This window comes from Agrococcus jenensis (assembly GCF_003752465.1).
In the GTDB taxonomy this organism is placed as follows: domain Bacteria; phylum Actinomycetota; class Actinomycetes; order Actinomycetales; family Microbacteriaceae; genus Agrococcus; species Agrococcus jenensis.
This window is the reverse complement of record NZ_RKHJ01000001.1, coordinates 230,937-246,916: the sequence shown is the minus strand read 5'-3', so window position 1 is coordinate 246,916 and position 15,980 is coordinate 230,937. Positions and strand designations below refer to the sequence as shown.

Annotated in this window: 14 protein-coding genes; 10 read left to right on the top strand and 4 right to left on the bottom strand. The window is 74.8% G+C overall.

Annotation, left to right across the window (positions count from 1 at the left end; translation table 11 throughout):
• The first annotated feature begins 32 nt into the window (after window positions 1-32).
• Both EDD26_RS01255 and EDD26_RS01250 read left to right on the top strand, forming a co-directional pair.
• A complete protein-coding gene (locus tag EDD26_RS01255) occupies window positions 33-1,370 on the top strand; it encodes a hypothetical protein (protein ID WP_123696052.1) in 1,338 nt (445 codons plus the stop codon).
• An 11-nt stretch (window positions 1,371-1,381) separates the two neighbouring features.
• Complete coding sequence (locus EDD26_RS01250; RefSeq protein ID WP_123696051.1) at window positions 1,382-2,119, top strand: polyprenol monophosphomannose synthase; 738 nt, start codon at window positions 1,382-1,384, stop codon at window positions 2,117-2,119.
• On the opposite strand, the gene EDD26_RS01245 is transcribed toward EDD26_RS01250, so the two are convergent.
• Genes EDD26_RS01245 through EDD26_RS01235 form a run of 3 tightly spaced genes read right to left on the bottom strand, consistent with a single transcriptional unit; the run spans window position 2,116 to window position 5,254 of the window.
• Entirely contained in the window at window positions 2,116-3,798 is a 1,683-nt protein-coding gene (locus EDD26_RS01245) for a rhamnan synthesis F family protein (protein WP_123696050.1), read from the bottom strand. The two genes, EDD26_RS01250 and EDD26_RS01245, sit on opposite strands and share 4 nt — an antisense overlap.
• Window positions 3,798-4,043: a hypothetical protein gene (locus EDD26_RS01240; RefSeq protein ID WP_123696049.1), complete on the bottom strand. Its 246-nt coding sequence runs from the start codon at window positions 4,041-4,043 to the stop codon at window positions 3,798-3,800. The genes EDD26_RS01245 and EDD26_RS01240 overlap by 1 nt, the downstream gene beginning before the upstream one ends.
• A gap of 32 nt (window positions 4,044-4,075) precedes the next feature.
• Window positions 4,076-5,254, bottom strand: coding sequence for an acyl-CoA dehydrogenase family protein (locus EDD26_RS01235; RefSeq protein WP_123696048.1), 1,179 nt, complete (start codon window positions 5,252-5,254; stop codon window positions 4,076-4,078).
• Window positions 5,255-5,373: 119 nt separating this feature from the next.
• On the opposite strand from EDD26_RS01235, the gene manA reads away from it, so the two are divergent.
• The 5 genes from manA to EDD26_RS14580 all read left to right on the top strand — a co-directional run bounded on the left by manA (window position 5,374) and on the right by EDD26_RS14580 (window position 12,780).
• On the top strand, window positions 5,374-6,483 hold the full coding sequence (gene manA, locus EDD26_RS01230; RefSeq protein WP_170165483.1) for a mannose-6-phosphate isomerase, class I: 1,110 nt from the start codon (window positions 5,374-5,376) through the stop codon (window positions 6,481-6,483).
• A 225-nt stretch (window positions 6,484-6,708) separates the two neighbouring features.
• Window positions 6,709-6,966, top strand: a complete 258-nt coding sequence (locus EDD26_RS01225) for a WhiB family transcriptional regulator (RefSeq protein WP_170165653.1) — start codon at window positions 6,709-6,711, stop codon at window positions 6,964-6,966.
• A gap of 72 nt (window positions 6,967-7,038) precedes the next feature.
• Window positions 7,039-8,325: a glycosyltransferase family 2 protein gene (locus EDD26_RS01220; protein WP_211333804.1), complete on the top strand. Its 1,287-nt coding sequence runs from the start codon at window positions 7,039-7,041 to the stop codon at window positions 8,323-8,325.
• A 94-nt stretch (window positions 8,326-8,419) separates the two neighbouring features.
• Complete coding sequence (locus EDD26_RS01215) at window positions 8,420-11,194, top strand: glycosyltransferase (RefSeq protein ID WP_123696045.1); 2,775 nt, start codon at window positions 8,420-8,422, stop codon at window positions 11,192-11,194.
• Window positions 11,191-12,780 carry a DUF5719 family protein gene (locus EDD26_RS14580; protein ID WP_170165482.1) on the top strand — a complete coding sequence of 530 codons (1,590 nt, stop codon included), beginning with the start codon at window positions 11,191-11,193 and terminating at the stop codon, window positions 12,778-12,780. The genes EDD26_RS01215 and EDD26_RS14580 overlap by 4 nt, the downstream gene beginning before the upstream one ends.
• 16 nt (window positions 12,781-12,796) lie before the next feature.
• On the opposite strand, the gene EDD26_RS01200 is transcribed toward EDD26_RS14580, so the two are convergent.
• On the bottom strand, window positions 12,797-13,219 hold the full coding sequence (locus EDD26_RS01200; RefSeq protein WP_123696042.1) for a hypothetical protein: 423 nt from the start codon (window positions 13,217-13,219) through the stop codon (window positions 12,797-12,799).
• Window positions 13,220-13,275: 56 nt separating this feature from the next.
• On the opposite strand from EDD26_RS01200, the gene EDD26_RS01195 reads away from it, so the two are divergent.
• Genes EDD26_RS01195 through rfbB form a run of 3 tightly spaced genes read left to right on the top strand, consistent with a single transcriptional unit; the run spans window position 13,276 to window position 15,964 of the window.
• The gene (locus tag EDD26_RS01195) at window positions 13,276-13,545 is read left to right on the top strand and encodes a DUF3499 family protein (protein WP_123696041.1); all 270 of its coding nucleotides are present in this window, start codon (window positions 13,276-13,278) and stop codon (window positions 13,543-13,545) included.
• Window positions 13,536-14,924 (top strand): phosphomannomutase/phosphoglucomutase, encoded by a 1,389-nt coding sequence (locus EDD26_RS01190; protein ID WP_123696040.1) that lies wholly within the window; start codon window positions 13,536-13,538, stop codon window positions 14,922-14,924. Before EDD26_RS01195 ends, EDD26_RS01190 begins: the two co-directional genes overlap by 10 nt.
• A 41-nt stretch (window positions 14,925-14,965) precedes the next feature.
• On the top strand, window positions 14,966-15,964 hold the full coding sequence (gene rfbB, locus EDD26_RS01185) for a dTDP-glucose 4,6-dehydratase (RefSeq protein WP_123696039.1): 999 nt from the start codon (window positions 14,966-14,968) through the stop codon (window positions 15,962-15,964).
• Window positions 15,965-15,980 lie beyond the last annotated feature (16 nt).

The following is a 15,980-nucleotide window of genomic DNA, read 5'->3' as shown; positions in this document are numbered from 1 at the left end:
GGGCGGACGCGCTCCGGGATGGAGCTGGACGGATGCAGCAGTCAGCGGATCGAGCGCCCTCGAGCGGGCGTCGCTGGCCCGCGTGGGCGGCCGCGGCCGCGGTCTTCGTCGTCGCGCTGGCCTTCCAGGTGGCGCGCATCCCGGCCCTCGAGCACGACGTCGTCTGGGCCGAGGACGGCGCCATCTTCCTGCTGGGCGCGCTGCAGGATCCCGCGGGCTCGATCCTCGCCCCCTATGCCGGCTACCAGCACCTGCTGCCGCGGCTGCTCGCGGGCGCGGTGGTCGCGCTCGCGCCGCTCGCGAGCTACGCCGCCGTCGTCTTCTGGGCGAGCGCGATCGTCGCCGCCCTCGTCTGCGCGGCGACGATCCCGCTCGCGCGCTGGGCGGTGCCGTGGCTGCCCGCGCGCATCGCGCTCGGCGTCGTGCCGGTGGTCGTGCCGCTCATCGCGCCCGAGATCATCGGCAACCTCGCCGACCTCCACACCTTCATGCTCTGGCTCGGCGTCTGGATCGCCCTCTCGATGCCGACCTCGCGGCACGAGTCGTGGCTCGTCGCCGTCGCGGCGTTCGTCGCGGCCATGACGGAGGTGCAGCTGCTGCTCATGCTGCCCGTGCTGCTGCTGCGCATCCATCTGCGCCGGCGGCTGCTGTGGCCCGTGATCGGCGGCTTCCTGCTCGGGCTCGGCGGCCAGGCCCTGTCGTGGCTGCTCGCCCCGCGCGGCGGCTACGACGGCGTGCCGATCGGCATCCCGGACGTCGTCGTCGGCTGGCTGTCGAACGTCGTGATGCCGACGCTCCAGCCGACCGAGCAGGGCATCCGCGAGGCGTTCGCGTCGCAGGGACCACTCGCGGCCGCGCCGATCCTGGCGGTCTTCTCGATCGCCTCGCTCGTCGTCATCATCTGGGGCTCGTGGCGCGCGCGCATCGCCGGAGCGGTCGTGCTGCTGGCCTCCGCGTCGTCGTTCGGCGGCTCGCTGCTGGCCTCGCCGATCGAGCAGTTCCAGTACGCGTCGTTCCGCGGCGACGACTGGCTGACCGCGATCGTCGACCTGCGCTACGGCGGCGCCGCCGGGATGCTGCTCGCCGCCATCGTGCCGATCGCCGCGTCGGTCGCGGTCGAGCGGCTCCGCGGTCGGTGGCTCGCCGTCGCGACGCCGGTGCTCGCCCTCGGGCTCGTCGCGTTCGTCGGCGCGATGGCCTGGCAGTCGCCCGACACCGGTTCCCACCGGATCGGGGTCGAGCCGTGGAGCGTGCAGGTGGACCGGCAGGCGGCCGCCTGCGAGGGCGGCGATGCGCCGGAGGATCTGCTGATCGCCCCGTACAATCGTGCGCTGGTGCTCGACTGCCCTGCGATCGTGGGCGAGCCGTGAAGGGACCATCCATGATCAAGGCGCTCGCGCTCATCCCGACGTACGACGAGGTCGAGTCGCTCCCGGTGCTCGTCGACCGGCTGCTCGCCGCCGTGCCCGAGCTCGACGTGCTCATCCTCGACGACGCGAGCCCCGACGGCACGGGTGAGCTCGCCGACCGGATGGCGGCGGCCGACCCGCGGATCACGGTGCGGCACCGCCCCGGCAAGCTCGGCCTCGGCGCCGCGTACCTCGACGGCTTCGCGCTCGGCATCGAGCGCGGCTACACCCACGTGATCGAGATCGACGCCGACGGCTCGCACCCGCCGGAGCGGCTGCGGGCGATGCTCGAGCTGGCCGAGGCCGGGGACGAGCTCGTGATCGGCTCCCGCTGGATGCCGGGCGGCAGCGTCGTCGACTGGCCGATGCGCCGCGAGGTGCTCAGCCGCGGCGCCAACCTCTACGCCCGCCTCATGCTCGGGGTGCCCGCGCACGACATGACGGCCGGCTACCGCGTCTACAGCACCGAGCTGCTCCAGCGGCTCGACCTCGAGTCGCTCGAGAGCCGCGGCTACTGCTTCCAGATCGACATGACGGTGCGCTCGCACGACGCGGGGGCGTCGATCAGCGAGGTGCCGATCCAGTTCCGCGACCGCGAGGCCGGGGAGTCGAAGATGTCGGGCTCGATCATCGGCGAGGCCCTCACGAAGGTGACCGGCTGGGGCATCGGCCGTCGCGCCGCGCAGCTGCGCGCGCTGCTGCCGCGCTAGCGGATCCTGCCGAGCAGCTGCGTGTAGGACTCGCCCACGCCGCGGCCGACCGCGCCGGTGAGGCCGCGCAGCTGGTGCTGCATGATCGAGAGCCGCTGCTCCGCGAGCCGTGCCGAGATCGACAGCTGCGGCCGCAGCCCGGCGTCCTGCACGGCGAGCGCGAGGAGCCGCCCCCACTCGTCGACCGACAGCTGCGGCAGCTCGGCGGCCGCGTCGCGGATCCGTGCGCCGAGCGATGCCGCGACGGCGCCGCGCACGATCGCGGCCCCCGCCTGCGGCACGACGGGCGCGTTCGAGCGCGCCCGGATCGCGAGCCGGCTCGCCGCGAGCTCGAGCCGCGCCGTGGCGCCGTCCGCCTCGTGGCCGAGCTCGCCGAACCAGCCGCGCTGCAGCGCGGGCGCCGACACGAGCGCGCCGACGGCGGCGTCGTCGAACGCGGCGGCCGCATCCGCGAGCCGGTCGGGCAGCCCGAGCGACTCGAGCGCGTCGGCGCGGCGGTCGTCGCGGTCGAGGCCGGGCAGCTCCGCGGGGATGCCGTCGGCGAGCGCGAGCACCGCGAGCGACTCCTCAGCGTCGGCGAGCGCCTCGAGCGGGTGCGCGCGCACGCCCACGAGCTCGACGCCGTCGAGGTCGGCCGCCGCGCCCGCGTCGATCGCCGCGAGGGTGCCGGGCGCCCCGGCGAGCACGATCCGGTCGGCGCCGCGCACGGCGTCGACGCGCTGCTCCCAGCCCTCCGAGGCCTCGACGAGCGCGACGGTCGACGGCCGCGACGCGGCGGCCGGCGCGAGGATGCGCCACTCGTGCATCGTCTCGAAGACGTCGCGCTGGTCGGCGGAGCGGGCGAGGTGGCGGTCGAGCACCCCCATGTCGTAGCGACCGGACGCGGCCAGGAAGCGGTAGAGCTCCCGGGCGTTGCCGGTCGCGTGCTCGTCGATCACCGAGTCGATGCCTGCGAAGAGCGTCTTGCGCTTGAAGATGGGGCAGCCGCGGTCGCGGATGAGCTCGACCGGCATCGAGTTGAGCGGGTAGAAGGTGGTCTGCCGCAGGTCGGCCGTGTCGACGAAGGGCTCCCAGCGGAAGCCGAACGACGCGAAGTGATGGGTGAAGCGGGCCTCGTGCTTCGCGACCGCGTGCGCGTAGTCGGGGATCGGGGGCAGCTCGTCCCAGTAGCGGCGGAAGGGCGCGGACTGCAGCATCGACGCGCGCACGGCGATCCAGTGCGACTGCAGGTGCTCGGGCAGCGTCGGGGTCTCGAGCAGCCCCCACGGGTCGAACGGCGCGCCGTGGTGCACCGTGAGGCCCCAGAAGTCGAGGTCGCGCGCATCCATGTCGGCGAACATCGCGTCGACGCTCGCGACCGGGCCGAGGATCGTGAAGTTGTAGAGCACGAGCTCGTCGATCTCGGCGATCCCGTCCCAGCCGATGTGCTCGATCGCGGTCTTGTAGGCCCAGGAGTCGAAGCCCTGGTTCTCGCGCTGCAGCAGCTCGGTGCCGGGCCGCGCCTCGAACGCGGCCCGGCTCGCCTCGTCGAGCGCGCCGTTCACGACGACGATCGTGCGCTCGAAGTGCGGCTGCACGCCGTCGAGCAGCGTGGTCACGGTCTCGTCGGCGACGCCGTCACCGTCGTAGAAGAAGAAGATGCCGACGCGGCGCACCGCGTCGAGGTTGGCCAGCCGCACTAGCGGTTCCGCAGCCTGCGCAGCAGCGAGCCGACGCCGCGGCGCGCGACCCGCTTCGCGCGCACGGCCATCGCCCGCGGGTCGGGCAGCCGGTCGCGGCTCGCGGCGAGCTGCGCCTCGAGCTCCATGATGCGGTGGCGCGCGGAGCGCAGCTCGGCGACCTCCGTCGCGCGCTCGCGCTCGAGCCGCGACAGCTCGCTCCGCAGTCGTTCGAGCTCGGGCTGGTCCGGCGCGTTCGCATCCATGCCGGTCAGCCTATTCGCCCGATCGGCCCAGCTCAGGCGAAGGCCGACTGCCCGGTGATCGCCCGACCGACGATGAGGGAGTTCATCTGCGCGGTGCCCTCGTAGGTGTAGAGCGCCTCTGCGTCGGCGAAGAATCGCGCGACCTCGTAGTCGGTGACGATGCCGTTGCCGCCGCACACCTCGCGGCACCACGAGACGACCTCGCGCATGCGGCTCGTCGCGTACGCCTTCGCGAGCGCCGAGTGGGCGTCCTCCTGCCGGTCCTCGTCGAGCATCCGCGAGACCTGCACGCACAGCGCGATCGACGCGGTGATGTGGCCGAGCGACTTCGCGAGCAGGTCCTGCACGAGCTGGTGCCCGGCGATGGGCGAGCCGAACTGCACCCGCTCGGTCGTGTAGCGGACGGCCGCCTCGTAGGCGCCCATCATCACGCCGACCGCGCTCCAGGCGACCTCCGCGCGCGTGAGCCGCAGCACGCGGGCGGTGTCGCGGAAGCTGTTCGCGCCCTGCAGCCGCAGGGACTCCGGCACGCGCACGCCGTCGAGCACGATGTCGGCGTTCTGCACCATGCGGAGCGAGATCTTCCGCTCGATCCGGGTCGCCGAGAAGCCGGGCGTCGTGGTCGGCACGATGAAGCCGAGCACGCGCCCGGTCTCGGAATCCTTCGCCCAGATCACCACGATGTCGGCCTGGGTGGCGTTGCCGATCCAGCGCTTGGCGCCGTCGATGACCCACTCGTCGCCCTCGCGCCGGGCGGTGGTGCGCAGGCCCTGCGCGGAGTCGGAGCCCGAGAGCGGCTCGGTGAGGCCGAACGCCCCGACCACCGAGCAGTCGGCGAGGCGCGGCAGCCACTCGGCGCGCTGCTCCGGGCTCCCGGTGACGCCGAGCGTGCCGGCCACCAGGCCGTTCTGCACGCCGATGAAGGTCGAGACGGAGGCGTCGACGCGGCTCATCTCGAGCGCGACCCAGCCGCGGTAGACGGCGGAGTTCTCGAACCTGGCGGTCTCGGGCCACGCGCCGCCGACGACGCCGAGCGCGCCGAGCTCGGGGATGAGGTCGGTCGGGAACGCGTCGCGGTGCCAGTGGTCGAGGATGACCGGGCGCACCCGCTCCTCCATGAAGGCCCGGATCTCGGCGAGCGACGCGCGCTCGGCGTCGGTCAGGTCGGCGGCGAACCCGTAGAAGTCGCTCGTGAGCGGCGTGAACGTCATTGCTCCTCAGTCTCCCGGCCGTCCTGGCCGTCGCGGTCAGGCTACGGCCGCCCGCGGGCGGGGCGGCGGGCCGTTGGTACGCTCGACCAAACCGGCGGAAGGAGACCGCGGCTGTGTTTGTGCCGATCGCCAATGAGCCGAGGGACTACGCCTGGGGGAGCACCACGCTCCTGTCCGAGTACCTGGGCCGCACCGCGTCCGGCGGGGCGGAGGCCGAGCTGTGGCTCGGCGCCCATCCCGGGTGCCCCGCCGTCGTGACGGCGGGCGCGCACGCGGGGACCGCGCTCGGGCCCGCGCTCGAGGCACTCGGCGCGCGGCAGCCCGCGATGCTGCTCAAGGTGCTCGCCGCCGCCGAGCCCCTCTCGCTGCAGGCGCACCCGGATGCGGCACGCGCTCGCGAGGGCTTCGACAGGGAGGACGCGGCGGGCATCCCGCGAGACGCCCCGCACCGCAACTACCGCGACCCTCACCCGAAGCCCGAGATCATCGTCGCCGTGACGCCGTTCGAGGCGCTCAGCGGCTTCCGTCCCGAGGCGCAGGCGCGCGAGGTCGTCGAGGCGCTCGCCGCCGCCGACGGGCGCGTCGCGCCGCTGCTCGAGCACCTCGCGGCCGGCGACGCACTCGCGTGGCTGCTCTCCGGCGACGCGGAGGTCGCGCCGGTCGTCGCCGGCGCGGTGGCAGCCGGGGACGCGCTCACCGGGACGCATCCGGTGGAGGCCGATACGATCGCCCGGCTCTCGGCCGCGCACCCGGGCGACCCGGGGATCCTCGTCGCGATGCTGCTGAACCGCGTCTCGCTCGCGCCCGGTGAGGCGCTCTTCCTGCCCGCCGGCAACCTGCACGCCTACCTCTCGGGACTCGGCATCGAGCTCATGGGCCCGAGCGACAACGTGCTGCGCGGCGGGCTCACGCCCAAGCACGTCGATGTCGCGGAGCTGCTCGCGGTGGTCGACCCGACGCCGCTCGACGACCCGCGGCTGCCCGCGGAGCCGCTCGAGGGCGGGACCGCCTACCGCCCTGCCGCGCCGTTCGAGCTCCGCCGCATCACCGGCGCCCACGTCGTCGAGGGCGGCAGGGGACTGCTGCTCGCCGTCTCCGGCGGCACCGCGACGGTCGACGGCGAGACGCGCGCGCTAGCGCCCGCGGACGCCGCGTGGATCGACGCCGCGGCGCCCTTCGAGATCGACGCCGCGGAGGCGTGGCTCGCGCTCGAGCTCGACACGCCGTAGGCGCGTCGCTCCCGGGCGAGAGGGCGCGACACTCCTAGAATCTCCGACTTGACGCGAGGCGAACTACACCGGTGTAATTGGTGCAACGCAGGCCCGGCCGGGGTCCTGCAGAACCGGGGGAACGCCATGCGAGAGGGAGTGCAGCGCAGCACGACAGCAGCGCAAGCCATCGACGATCGCGGGCTGCGGCGAGGGGTGCCTGGCGACTGGTTCGTCGACCCGGTCATGCTCGGCGTCCCGGGTGTGCGCAGCGAGATCGACGACCAGCCGCTCGGCTGGCAAGCCGACGCGCTGTGCGCCGAGACCGACCCCGAGGCGTTCTTCCCCGAGAAGGGCGGCTCGACGCGCGACGCGAAGCGCATCTGCGAGTCGTGCGACGTGCGGCAGCAGTGCCTCGAGTATGCGCTCGAGAACGACGAGCGCTTCGGCATCTGGGGCGGCCTCTCGGAGCGCGAGCGCCGCAAGCTGCGCAAGCTCGCCTGATCCGACACGCCTGATCCACGGCCTCGACCGAGCAGTCGCTGAGCAGGACTCACGCACCGATATGCTCACCGCATGACCGTCGTGATGACCATGATGGTGCGCGACGAGGCGGACATCATCGCCGCGACGATCGAGCACCACCTCGCCCAGGGGATCGATCACATCCTCGTGACCGACAACGCATCCGTCGACGGCACGCGCGAGATCCTCGCCGAGTACGCGGCCGTCGCGCCGGTCACCGTCTTCGACGATCCCGAGCACCGCAAGCAGCAGGCCAAGGTCGTCACGCGGATGGCCCGCCTCGCGTTCGAGGAGCACGGCGCCGACTGGGTGATCAACGGCGACGCCGACGAGTTCGTGCGCGCGGTCGACCCGGCGCTCACCGTGGCGGAGGCGCTCGCACGCACGCCGCGCGAGATCGGCGCCTTCACGGTGCCGGTCGTCAACCTCGTCGGGCCGATCGCGCGACAGGGCTCGGGCCTCCGCCGGCTCGTGCGCCGCGACGAGCGCACCCTCGAGGCGCTGCGCGCCGCGGGCGTGCACGCGCACCCGACCCCGAACGCGATCCACGTCGGCAGCGCCGACGTCGAGGTCGCGCACGGCAACCACTTCGTCTCGATCGAGCAGCAGGGCGAACCGCCCGCCGATGCGGCGCTCGAGGTGCTGCACCTGCCGTGGCGCTCGTCGTCGCAGGTGGAGCGCAAGACCGAGAACATGGGGCGCGCCTACGAGCAGAACCCCGACCTGCGCCCGAGCGCGAACCACCACGGCATGCGCGACTGGCGCCGCATGCGCGCGAACCAGCTGCTGCCGTTCCTCGCCCGCCGCATGCCGACGGCCGAGGAGCTGCGTGCGCCGGGGCTGCGCGAGGACACGTCGCTCGTCGAGCAGCTCGAGCGGCTCGAGCCGCTGCTGCCCGCGCGCTTCGCCGCGGTGCTCGACGACGCCGATGATGCCCCATTCTCGACCGGCGAGATCCAGGAGCTGCGCGCGCTCGCCGAGCTGCTCGCACCGCTCGACCAGGTGGCGCAGGACGACATCGTCGCGCTCCGCGACGAGCTCGACGCGCGCAACACCGAGCTCTACCGGCTGCGGCTCGAGCGCGAGACGCTCGACGGCATCCCGGGCCTCGCGGCGCGCATCGCGGCCGAGCGCGAGGAGGCGTGGCTCGCGGGCCTCGAGGCTGGCGCACCCGCGCGGCGCGCGCTCGAGGGCCAGCTCGCCGACGCGCGCGAGCAGGCGGCGAGGGCCGCCGCGGCGCGCGACGCGGCGGAGTCGCGGCTGCGGCTCGTGCGCGAGCACCCCGCGTTCCGCGCGGCGAGCGCCGTGAAGCGCGTCGTCCGGCCCGGCCGCGCCTGACGCGCACCGGCGAGCGCGCGACGCTCGGGCGTCGATCGCACGGCACACCGGCGGCAACCCGGGGTGCGGCGCCGATCCCGCCTAGCCTTGCCGGGTGCATCCGAGGGTCTTCGCCGTGCTCGCGGCCAGCAATGGCGCCGCGTACCTGCCGGCGACCCTCGCGGCGATCGGCGCGCAGACGACGCCGCCCGAGCGGCTCGTCGCCGTCGACGGCGCCTCGCGCGACGGCTCGCGCGCGCTGCTCGAGGGATCGCAGGCGTCGAGCGTCGTCATCACGCAGCGGCTGCCGTACGGCGCGCTGATCGGCAAGGGCGTCGCGACGCTGCCGAAGGCCGAGGACGGCGACTGGCTCTGGCTGCTCGCGCACGACGCCGCGCCCCACCCGCGCTCGCTCGAGTCGCTCCTCGCGCACGCCGAGGCGCACCCGAGCGTCGCCGTCGTCGGGTCGAAGGTCATGCGCGCCGACGAGCCCGACCGCTTCGCGGAGTTCGGCCAGTCGATGACGCCGTTCGGCCGCAGCCTGCTGCTGCACGAGGGCGAGCTCGACCAGGGGCAGCACGACGACGACTCCGACCGCCTCGGCGTCGCCGAGACCGGCGTGCTCGTGCGCCGCGACGCGTTCGCCGCGCTCGGCGGCTTCGACCCCGCGCTCCGCTCGATCGACGCGGGGCTCGACCTGGGCGTGCGCGCCCGCCTCGCCGGCCACCGCGTCGCGGTCGAGCCGCGAGCGCGCGTGCGGCGCGCGGGCGGGCCGGAGCACTTCGCCGCGCGCGCGGTGAGCGACGCCGGGCGGGTCGCGATCGCGCGGCGCGCGCAGCTGCACCGGCGGCTCGCCTACGCGAACCCGCTCGCGCTCGTCGTGCACTGGCTGCTGCTGCTGCCGCTCGCCGTCGTGCGCTCGATCGCGCACCTGCTCGCGAAGCGGCCTGCGGCCGTGCTCGCCGAGTGGCAGGCGACGCTCGCGACGCTCGTCGCCGTGCCCTCGACCGCCAGTGCGCGCCGCCGGATCGCCCGCGCCCGCGCGACGGGCTGGGCGTCGCTGCGGCCGCTGCGCGCGTCGTGGCGCACCGTGCGGTCGCACCGCCGCGCGGTCGGCGACCCCGAGCGCATGCACCGCTCCGTGGACGAGCGCGTCGGCTTCGTCGAGGGCGCGGGCCTCTGGGTCGCGGTGGCGGCGCTCGTCGTGGGCGTCGTGCTGTCCCCGCAGCTGCTCGGCGCCGCGGCGGCGACGGGGGGCGCGCTGCTGCCCCTCTCCGACTCGCTCGGCGACCTGTGGGCGAACGCGCTCGCGGGGCCGAGGGATGCGCTCGGCGAGGTCCAGGGGCCGGCCGACCCGTTCGTGATCCTGCTCGCGCTGCTCGGCTCGCTCACCTTCTGGCAGCCGTCGACGGCGATCGTGCTGCTGCTCTTCCTGGCCCCGGCGATCGCGGCCGTCACGGCGTTCTTCGCGGTGCGGCGGATGACCGACTCGCGCTGGGTGCCCGCGGTGTCGGCGGCCGTGTGGTCGCTGTCGCCGACGCTGCTCGCCTCGATCGTCGACGGCCGGCTGGGCGCGGTGCTCGCGCACCTCGCGCTGCCGCTCGCCGCGGCGGGGATGCTGCTCGCGCACCGGTCGTGGCGCGCCGCGGGCTTCGCCGCCATCCCCCTCGCGATCGTCGTCGCGGCCGCCCCCGTGCTGCTGCCGGCGATGCTGCTGCTCGCGCTCATCGGCATCGGCGTCGGCTGGCGCTCGCCGCTGCGGCCGCTCGCGGCGGTGCTGCCGGCGCTCGCGCTCATCGGCCCCGTCGTGGTCGCGCGCTGGACGGCCGGCACGCCGCTCGCCGCGCTCGCCGATCCCGGCGTGCCGCGCGCATCCGCTCCGCCGACCGCCATCGAGGCGGCGCTGCTCTCGCCGGACGGCACGCTGGCGACCCTCGAGGGCGTGGTCGCGGCGATGGCGCCGGGGGTCGACGCCCGCTGGGTCGCGCTCGCGCTGCTCGCGCCGCTCGCGCTCGCGGCCCTCGCGGGCGTCGTGCTGCGGCCGACGCGCGCGTGGCCGTGGGTGCTGCTGCTGCTCGCGGGCTACGCGACCGCGGTCGGCGCATCGCGGCTCGCGCTCACGAGCGTCGACGGCGATCCGGTCACCGTCTGGGCGGGCTCCGGCGCCTCCCTCGCGCTCGCCGCGCTCATCGCGCTCGCGGTCACCGCGGCCGACGTCGAGGACCGGCGTGCCGCCCTGCCCGGCGGCTTCGTCGCGGTCGTCGCGGTGGTCGCCGCAGTCCCCGTCATCGCGTCGACGTTCCTCGCGCCCGCGATCGTCACCCCCGCGCCGGACCGCCGCATGCCGGCGTTCGTGGAGGCGGCGACCGCCGACGACCCGCGCGTCGGCACGCTCGTGCTGCATCCGCTCGCCGAGGGCGACCTCGGCGTCGACCTCGAGCGCGGTCGGGGGACCACCCTCGACGACATCGCGACCGCCGAGCTCGTACGCGAGGCCCCGGGCGACCTGGACGCGCGGCTCGCGCAGGCCGCGGTCGACCTTGCCTCGGGCGGCGACGTCGACGTCGACGCGCTGCTCGACGCGCAGGGGGTGCGCTTCGTGCTGCTCGAGCAGGAGCGCGAGGGCGCCGCAGGGCTCCACGATCGGGCGCAGCGGTCGCTCGACGCGCGCGGCGACCTGCAGACCATCGGCCAGACGGAAGCCGGCCTGCTCTGGCAGCGGCTCGAGGCGGTGCCGACGCCCGCGATCGAGCGTCCCGCGTGGGCCGGCTGGCTGCTGCTCGGCCAGCTCGTCGCGCTCGCGGCCGCCGTGGTCGCGGCGCTGCCGTCGCTGCGGCGCGGGGCGCGCGTGCGCACGAAGCGGCTCGAGGGAGCGGGGGAGTGGCGATGAGCGACCGGGACCTGGAGCCGCTCGACGACTCCCAGGAGTTCGACGACCCCTCGCCCATCGGCGAGCCGGAGCCGCCGATCGAGCACGAGCCGACGGCCGAGGAGCTCGCGCTCGAGGCGGCGGCGCGCGAGGAGCCGGTCGACGGCGACATCGCGCGCGACGTCGCGCTCACCGACCGCGAGGCCGCCGCCAACGACGCGGCCGAGGCGGTGCGGCGCGTCGACCGCCGCGGCGTCGCCCGCTGGAGCGGCCGGGCCGCCGTCGGGCTCGTCGCCGCGGCGCTCGGCGTGGGAGCCGTGCTGGGCGCCAACGCGCTGCCGGAGGACGTGCGCGTCACCGCGTCCGCGCCCTCGACGCTCGTCCAGCCTGCGTCCCCGCTGCAGTCGCGCGTCTGCGCGGGCCCGGCGCTGCGCGTCGGCACCTCCGACGGCGAGGACGCCCTGGCGATCACCGGCGTCGCCGACGCCCGGGTCGAGGTCGGCAGCCTGGGCGGCGAGGTCGAGCAGTCGCAGCTCGCCGTCCCCACCGCCGGCGACCTGAGCGGCGGCGACGCCGTCGTGCAGCGCGGCGAGGAGTCGACGCTCTCGGCCGCCCAGTCGCTCGACGTCGACGTCGACGCGGTCGGCGGGTTCGCCGCGAGCGAGTGCGCCGAGACGCGGCTCGAGCAGTGGCTCGTCGGCGGCTCGACGCGCACCGGCAGGCAGACCGTGCTCACGATCGCGAACGCGTCCGAGGTCGGGGCGAGCGTCGACGTGACGGTCTACGGCCCGGAGGGGCCCATCGAGTCGGTCGGCTCGACGGGCCTCGCGGTCCCGCCCGGCACCGAGGCGGTGCTCGACCTCGCGGCTGTCGCGCCCGGCGTCGCCGACGCGGTCGTGCACGTCGCCTCCACCGGCGCACCCGTCGCGGCGCACCTGCAGCAGACGACCACGCGCGGGCTCGAGCGCGGCGGCTTCGACGTCGTCGACCCCGTCGTCGCCGGCACCGCAGCGGTGCTGCCCGCGGTGCGGATCGACGAGCCGTCCGGCCTCGAGACGCAGGCGGACTTCGACGACACCGTGCCCGTGCTGCGCGTGCTCTCGCCGACGGGCGGCGCGCTGCAGCTGGCCTTCCGGGCGAGCGACGGCTCGGTCATCGAGTCGGAGGGCAGGCTCGAGGCGGGCGTCGTCACCGACTTCCCGCTCGGCGACCTCCCGGTCGGCACCTACGCCATCCGGGTGTCGTCGGATGCGCCGGTCGTGGCGGGCGCGCGCGCCGTCGCGACGTCGGCGGACGGGCTCGACTTCGACTGGATCGCGAGCGGCGAGCCGCGCTCCGGCGCGTCCGCGATCGCGGTGCCGGAGGGCCCGGAGGCGACGCTCCACGTCGCGAGCACCGCCGACGCCGAGCAGCGCGTGACGATCGACGGCGAGGAGGTCGTGCTCGCCGCGGGCGGCACGATCGAGCGCCCGGTCGACGCGGGCGCCGTCGAGGTGGTCGGCGACGGCCTCGTGATCGGCGTCGGCTACCGCAGCGACAGCGAGGTGGGCGGCTTCACCGCGAGCCCGCAGGGCCCGGCCGCAGAGGGCGTGCGCGTCCTGCACTAGCCCCCATGCTGGTCGACTAGTGGTGCCGCCAGCGGTCCGGCGCGACCTCCCACGGGTCGCGCCCGATGAGCTCGGCCGCTGCCCGGAAGACCGCGCCCTCGATCGCGACCTGGCGGTGCCAGGGGTCGTCGATGTGCACGCGCGGCAGGCGCTGCAGCGGCAGCCGGTAGATGGTGATCGTGCGCTGCGCGGCGTCGACCGCCCACTCCGGCACCTCGTCGATGCGGTCGGCGATCGCGCGCGGCGGCATGTCGGCCCACTGGAAGAGCACGTCGCCGAGCTCCGCAGGCCACAGCGCCATGACGTAGTCGGCTGCGTCCGCCGCGATGTCCTCGAAGCGCGTCTCGCGCGACGAGAGGAACGGCAGCACCGGGCCGGCGACCGACGATCGCATCTCACGCCCGTGGCGCGAGCCGCGGGAGTGCTGGCGGGCGTGCATGGCCACATCCTACGTGTCGCCCGGCGGACGGGTCCGGCGCCGCTACCCTTGGCGGGATGGATGTCGCGATGTGCTCACGGCCCGGGTGCCGCCGGTACGCCGACCGGACCGTCACCGTCGACTACGCCGCGCAGCTGCTCGTCGTCGGCCCGCTGCAGGGGGCCAGCAGGCAGGGCGCGATCGAGGGCAGCTACGACCTGTGCGACCCGCACGCCGACCGCGCGAGCGGGCCCACCGGCTGGCAGGTCGTGCGCCACGAGCCCGACCGGGCGCCGCGCTCGGCGACGGCCCCACCCACCAGACACGAAGAGGAACCATGGCGCTGACGGACATCGTGAAGGCGTACGACGTGCGAGGCCTCGTCGACGGGCAGCTCACCGAGGAGGTCGTGCGCGCGCTCGGCGCCGCGTTCGCCGACGAGGTGGGCACGGGCGCACCGATCGTGATCGGCCACGACATGCGCCCGTCGTCGCCTGCGCTCGCCGCCGCTGCGGCTGAGGGTGCGCGGGCGCGCGGCGCCGACGTCATCGCGATCGGCCTGTGCTCGACCGACGGCACCTACTTCGCCTCCGGCTCGCTCGACGCGCCGGCCATGATGTTCACCGCCTCCCACAACCCCGCGGCCTGGAACGGCATCAAGTTCTCGCGCGCCGGCGCCCGCGGCGTGAGCCTCGACACCGGCCTCTCCGCCATCCGCGACGGCGCGCAGCGCTACCTCGACGACGGGCTGCCCGCGGCGGCCGAGCCCGGCTCGCTGCGCGAGCTCGACGTGCTCGCCGACTACGCGGAGCACCTGCGCTCGCTCGTCGACCTCTCGTCGATCCGGCCCCTCAAGGTCGTGGTGGATGCGGCCAACGGCATGGGCGGCATGACCGTGCCCGCCGTGCTCGGCGACGCCGCGGGCCTCGGCGCGCTCCCGCTCGAGATCGTGCCCATGTACTTCGAGCTCGACGGCACCTTCCCCAACCACGAGGCCAACCCGCTCGACCCCAAGAACCTCGTCGACCTGCAGGCCGCCGTCGTCGAGCACGGCGCCGACCTCGGGCTCGCGTTCGACGGCGACGCCGACCGCTGCTTCGTCATCGACGAGCGCGGTGGTGCCGTCTCGCCGTCGGCGGTCGCCGCGATCGTCGCGGAGCGCGAGATCCGCCGCGTGCAAGCCGAGGGCGAGCAGGACGTCGTCGTCATCCACAACCTCATCACCAGCCGGTCGGTGCCCGAGGCCATCGTGGCCGCCGGCGCCACCGCCGTGCGCACCCGCGTCGGCCACTCCCTCATCAAGGACCGGATGGCCGAGACCGGCGCCGTCTTCGGCGGCGAGCACTCCGCGCACTACTACTTCCGCGACTTCTGGGGCGCCGACAACGGCATGCTCGCGGCGATGCACGTGCTCGCGACGCTCGGCGTCGACGAGGAGCCGCTGTCGCAGCTCGCAGCGCGCTACACGCCCTACGCCGCGTCCGGCGAGATCAACTCGACGGTCGCCGACGTGCCGGCCGCCTACACGCGCGTGGTCGAGGCGTTCGCCGGCCGCGGCGAGTTCGACGAGATGGATGGCCTCACCGTCACGGCGCCCGACGGCGCGTGGTGGTTCTCGGTGCGCCCGTCGAACACCGAGCCGCTGCTGCGGCTCAACGTCGAGGCCGAGCAGGAGCCGACGATGGTCGCGATCCGCGACGAGGTGCTGGCGCTCATCCGCGCCTGAGCGGGCGGGGCCGCCGTGCGCCGCCCAGTACGCTGGAGCCCATGAGCAAGCTCCTCGTCACCGGCGGCGCCGGCTTCATCGGCTCGAACTTCGTCCACTACGTCGTCGCCAACACCGACCACGACGTGGTGGTGCTCGACAAGCTCACCTACGCGGGCGACCGCGAGACGCTCGCGGGCCTGCCGGAGGACCGCGTGCAGCTCGTCGTCGGCGACATCGCCAACTCGGAGGTCGTCGACGCGCTCGTGGCCGACGCCGACGCGGTCGTGCACTACGCGGCCGAGTCGCACAACGACAACTCGCTCCACGACCCGGCGCCGTTCGTGCACACGAACCTCATCGGCACGTTCACGCTGCTCGAGGCCGCCCGCCGCAGCGGGACCCGCTTCCACCACATCTCGACCGACGAGGTCTACGGCGACCTCGAGCTCGACGACCCGGCGAAGTTCACGCCCGAGACGCCCTACAACCCCTCGAGCCCCTACTCGTCGACGAAGGCGGGCTCCGACCTGCTCGTGCGCGCCTGGGTGCGCTCCTTCGGCCTCGAGGCGACGATCTCGAACTGCTCGAACAACTACGGCCCGCGCCAGCACGTCGAGAAGTTCATCCCGCGCCAGATCACGAACGTGCTCGACGGCGTGCGGCCGCGCCTCTACGGCGCGGGGGAGAACGTGCGCGACTGGATCCACGCCGACGACCACTCGAGCGCGGTGCTGCGCATCCTGGAGCGCGGCCGCACCGGCGAGACCTACCTCATCGGCGCCGACGGCGAGAAGAACAACCTCGAGGTCGTGCAGGCGATCCTGCGCCTCATGGGCCAGGAGCCGGACGCGTTCGACCACGTGAAGGACCGCGCGGGCCACGACCTGCGCTACGCGATCGACGCGAGCAAGCTGCGCGAGGAGCTCGAGTGGGAGCCCGCCTTCACCGACTTCGAGTCGGGCCTCGCCGACACGATCGACTGGTACCGCGCGAACGAGCCCTGGTGGCGCAAGCAGAAGGCCGAGGCCGAGGCGAAGTACGCCCAGGCCGGGCACTGAGGCCGCGCACGTGACG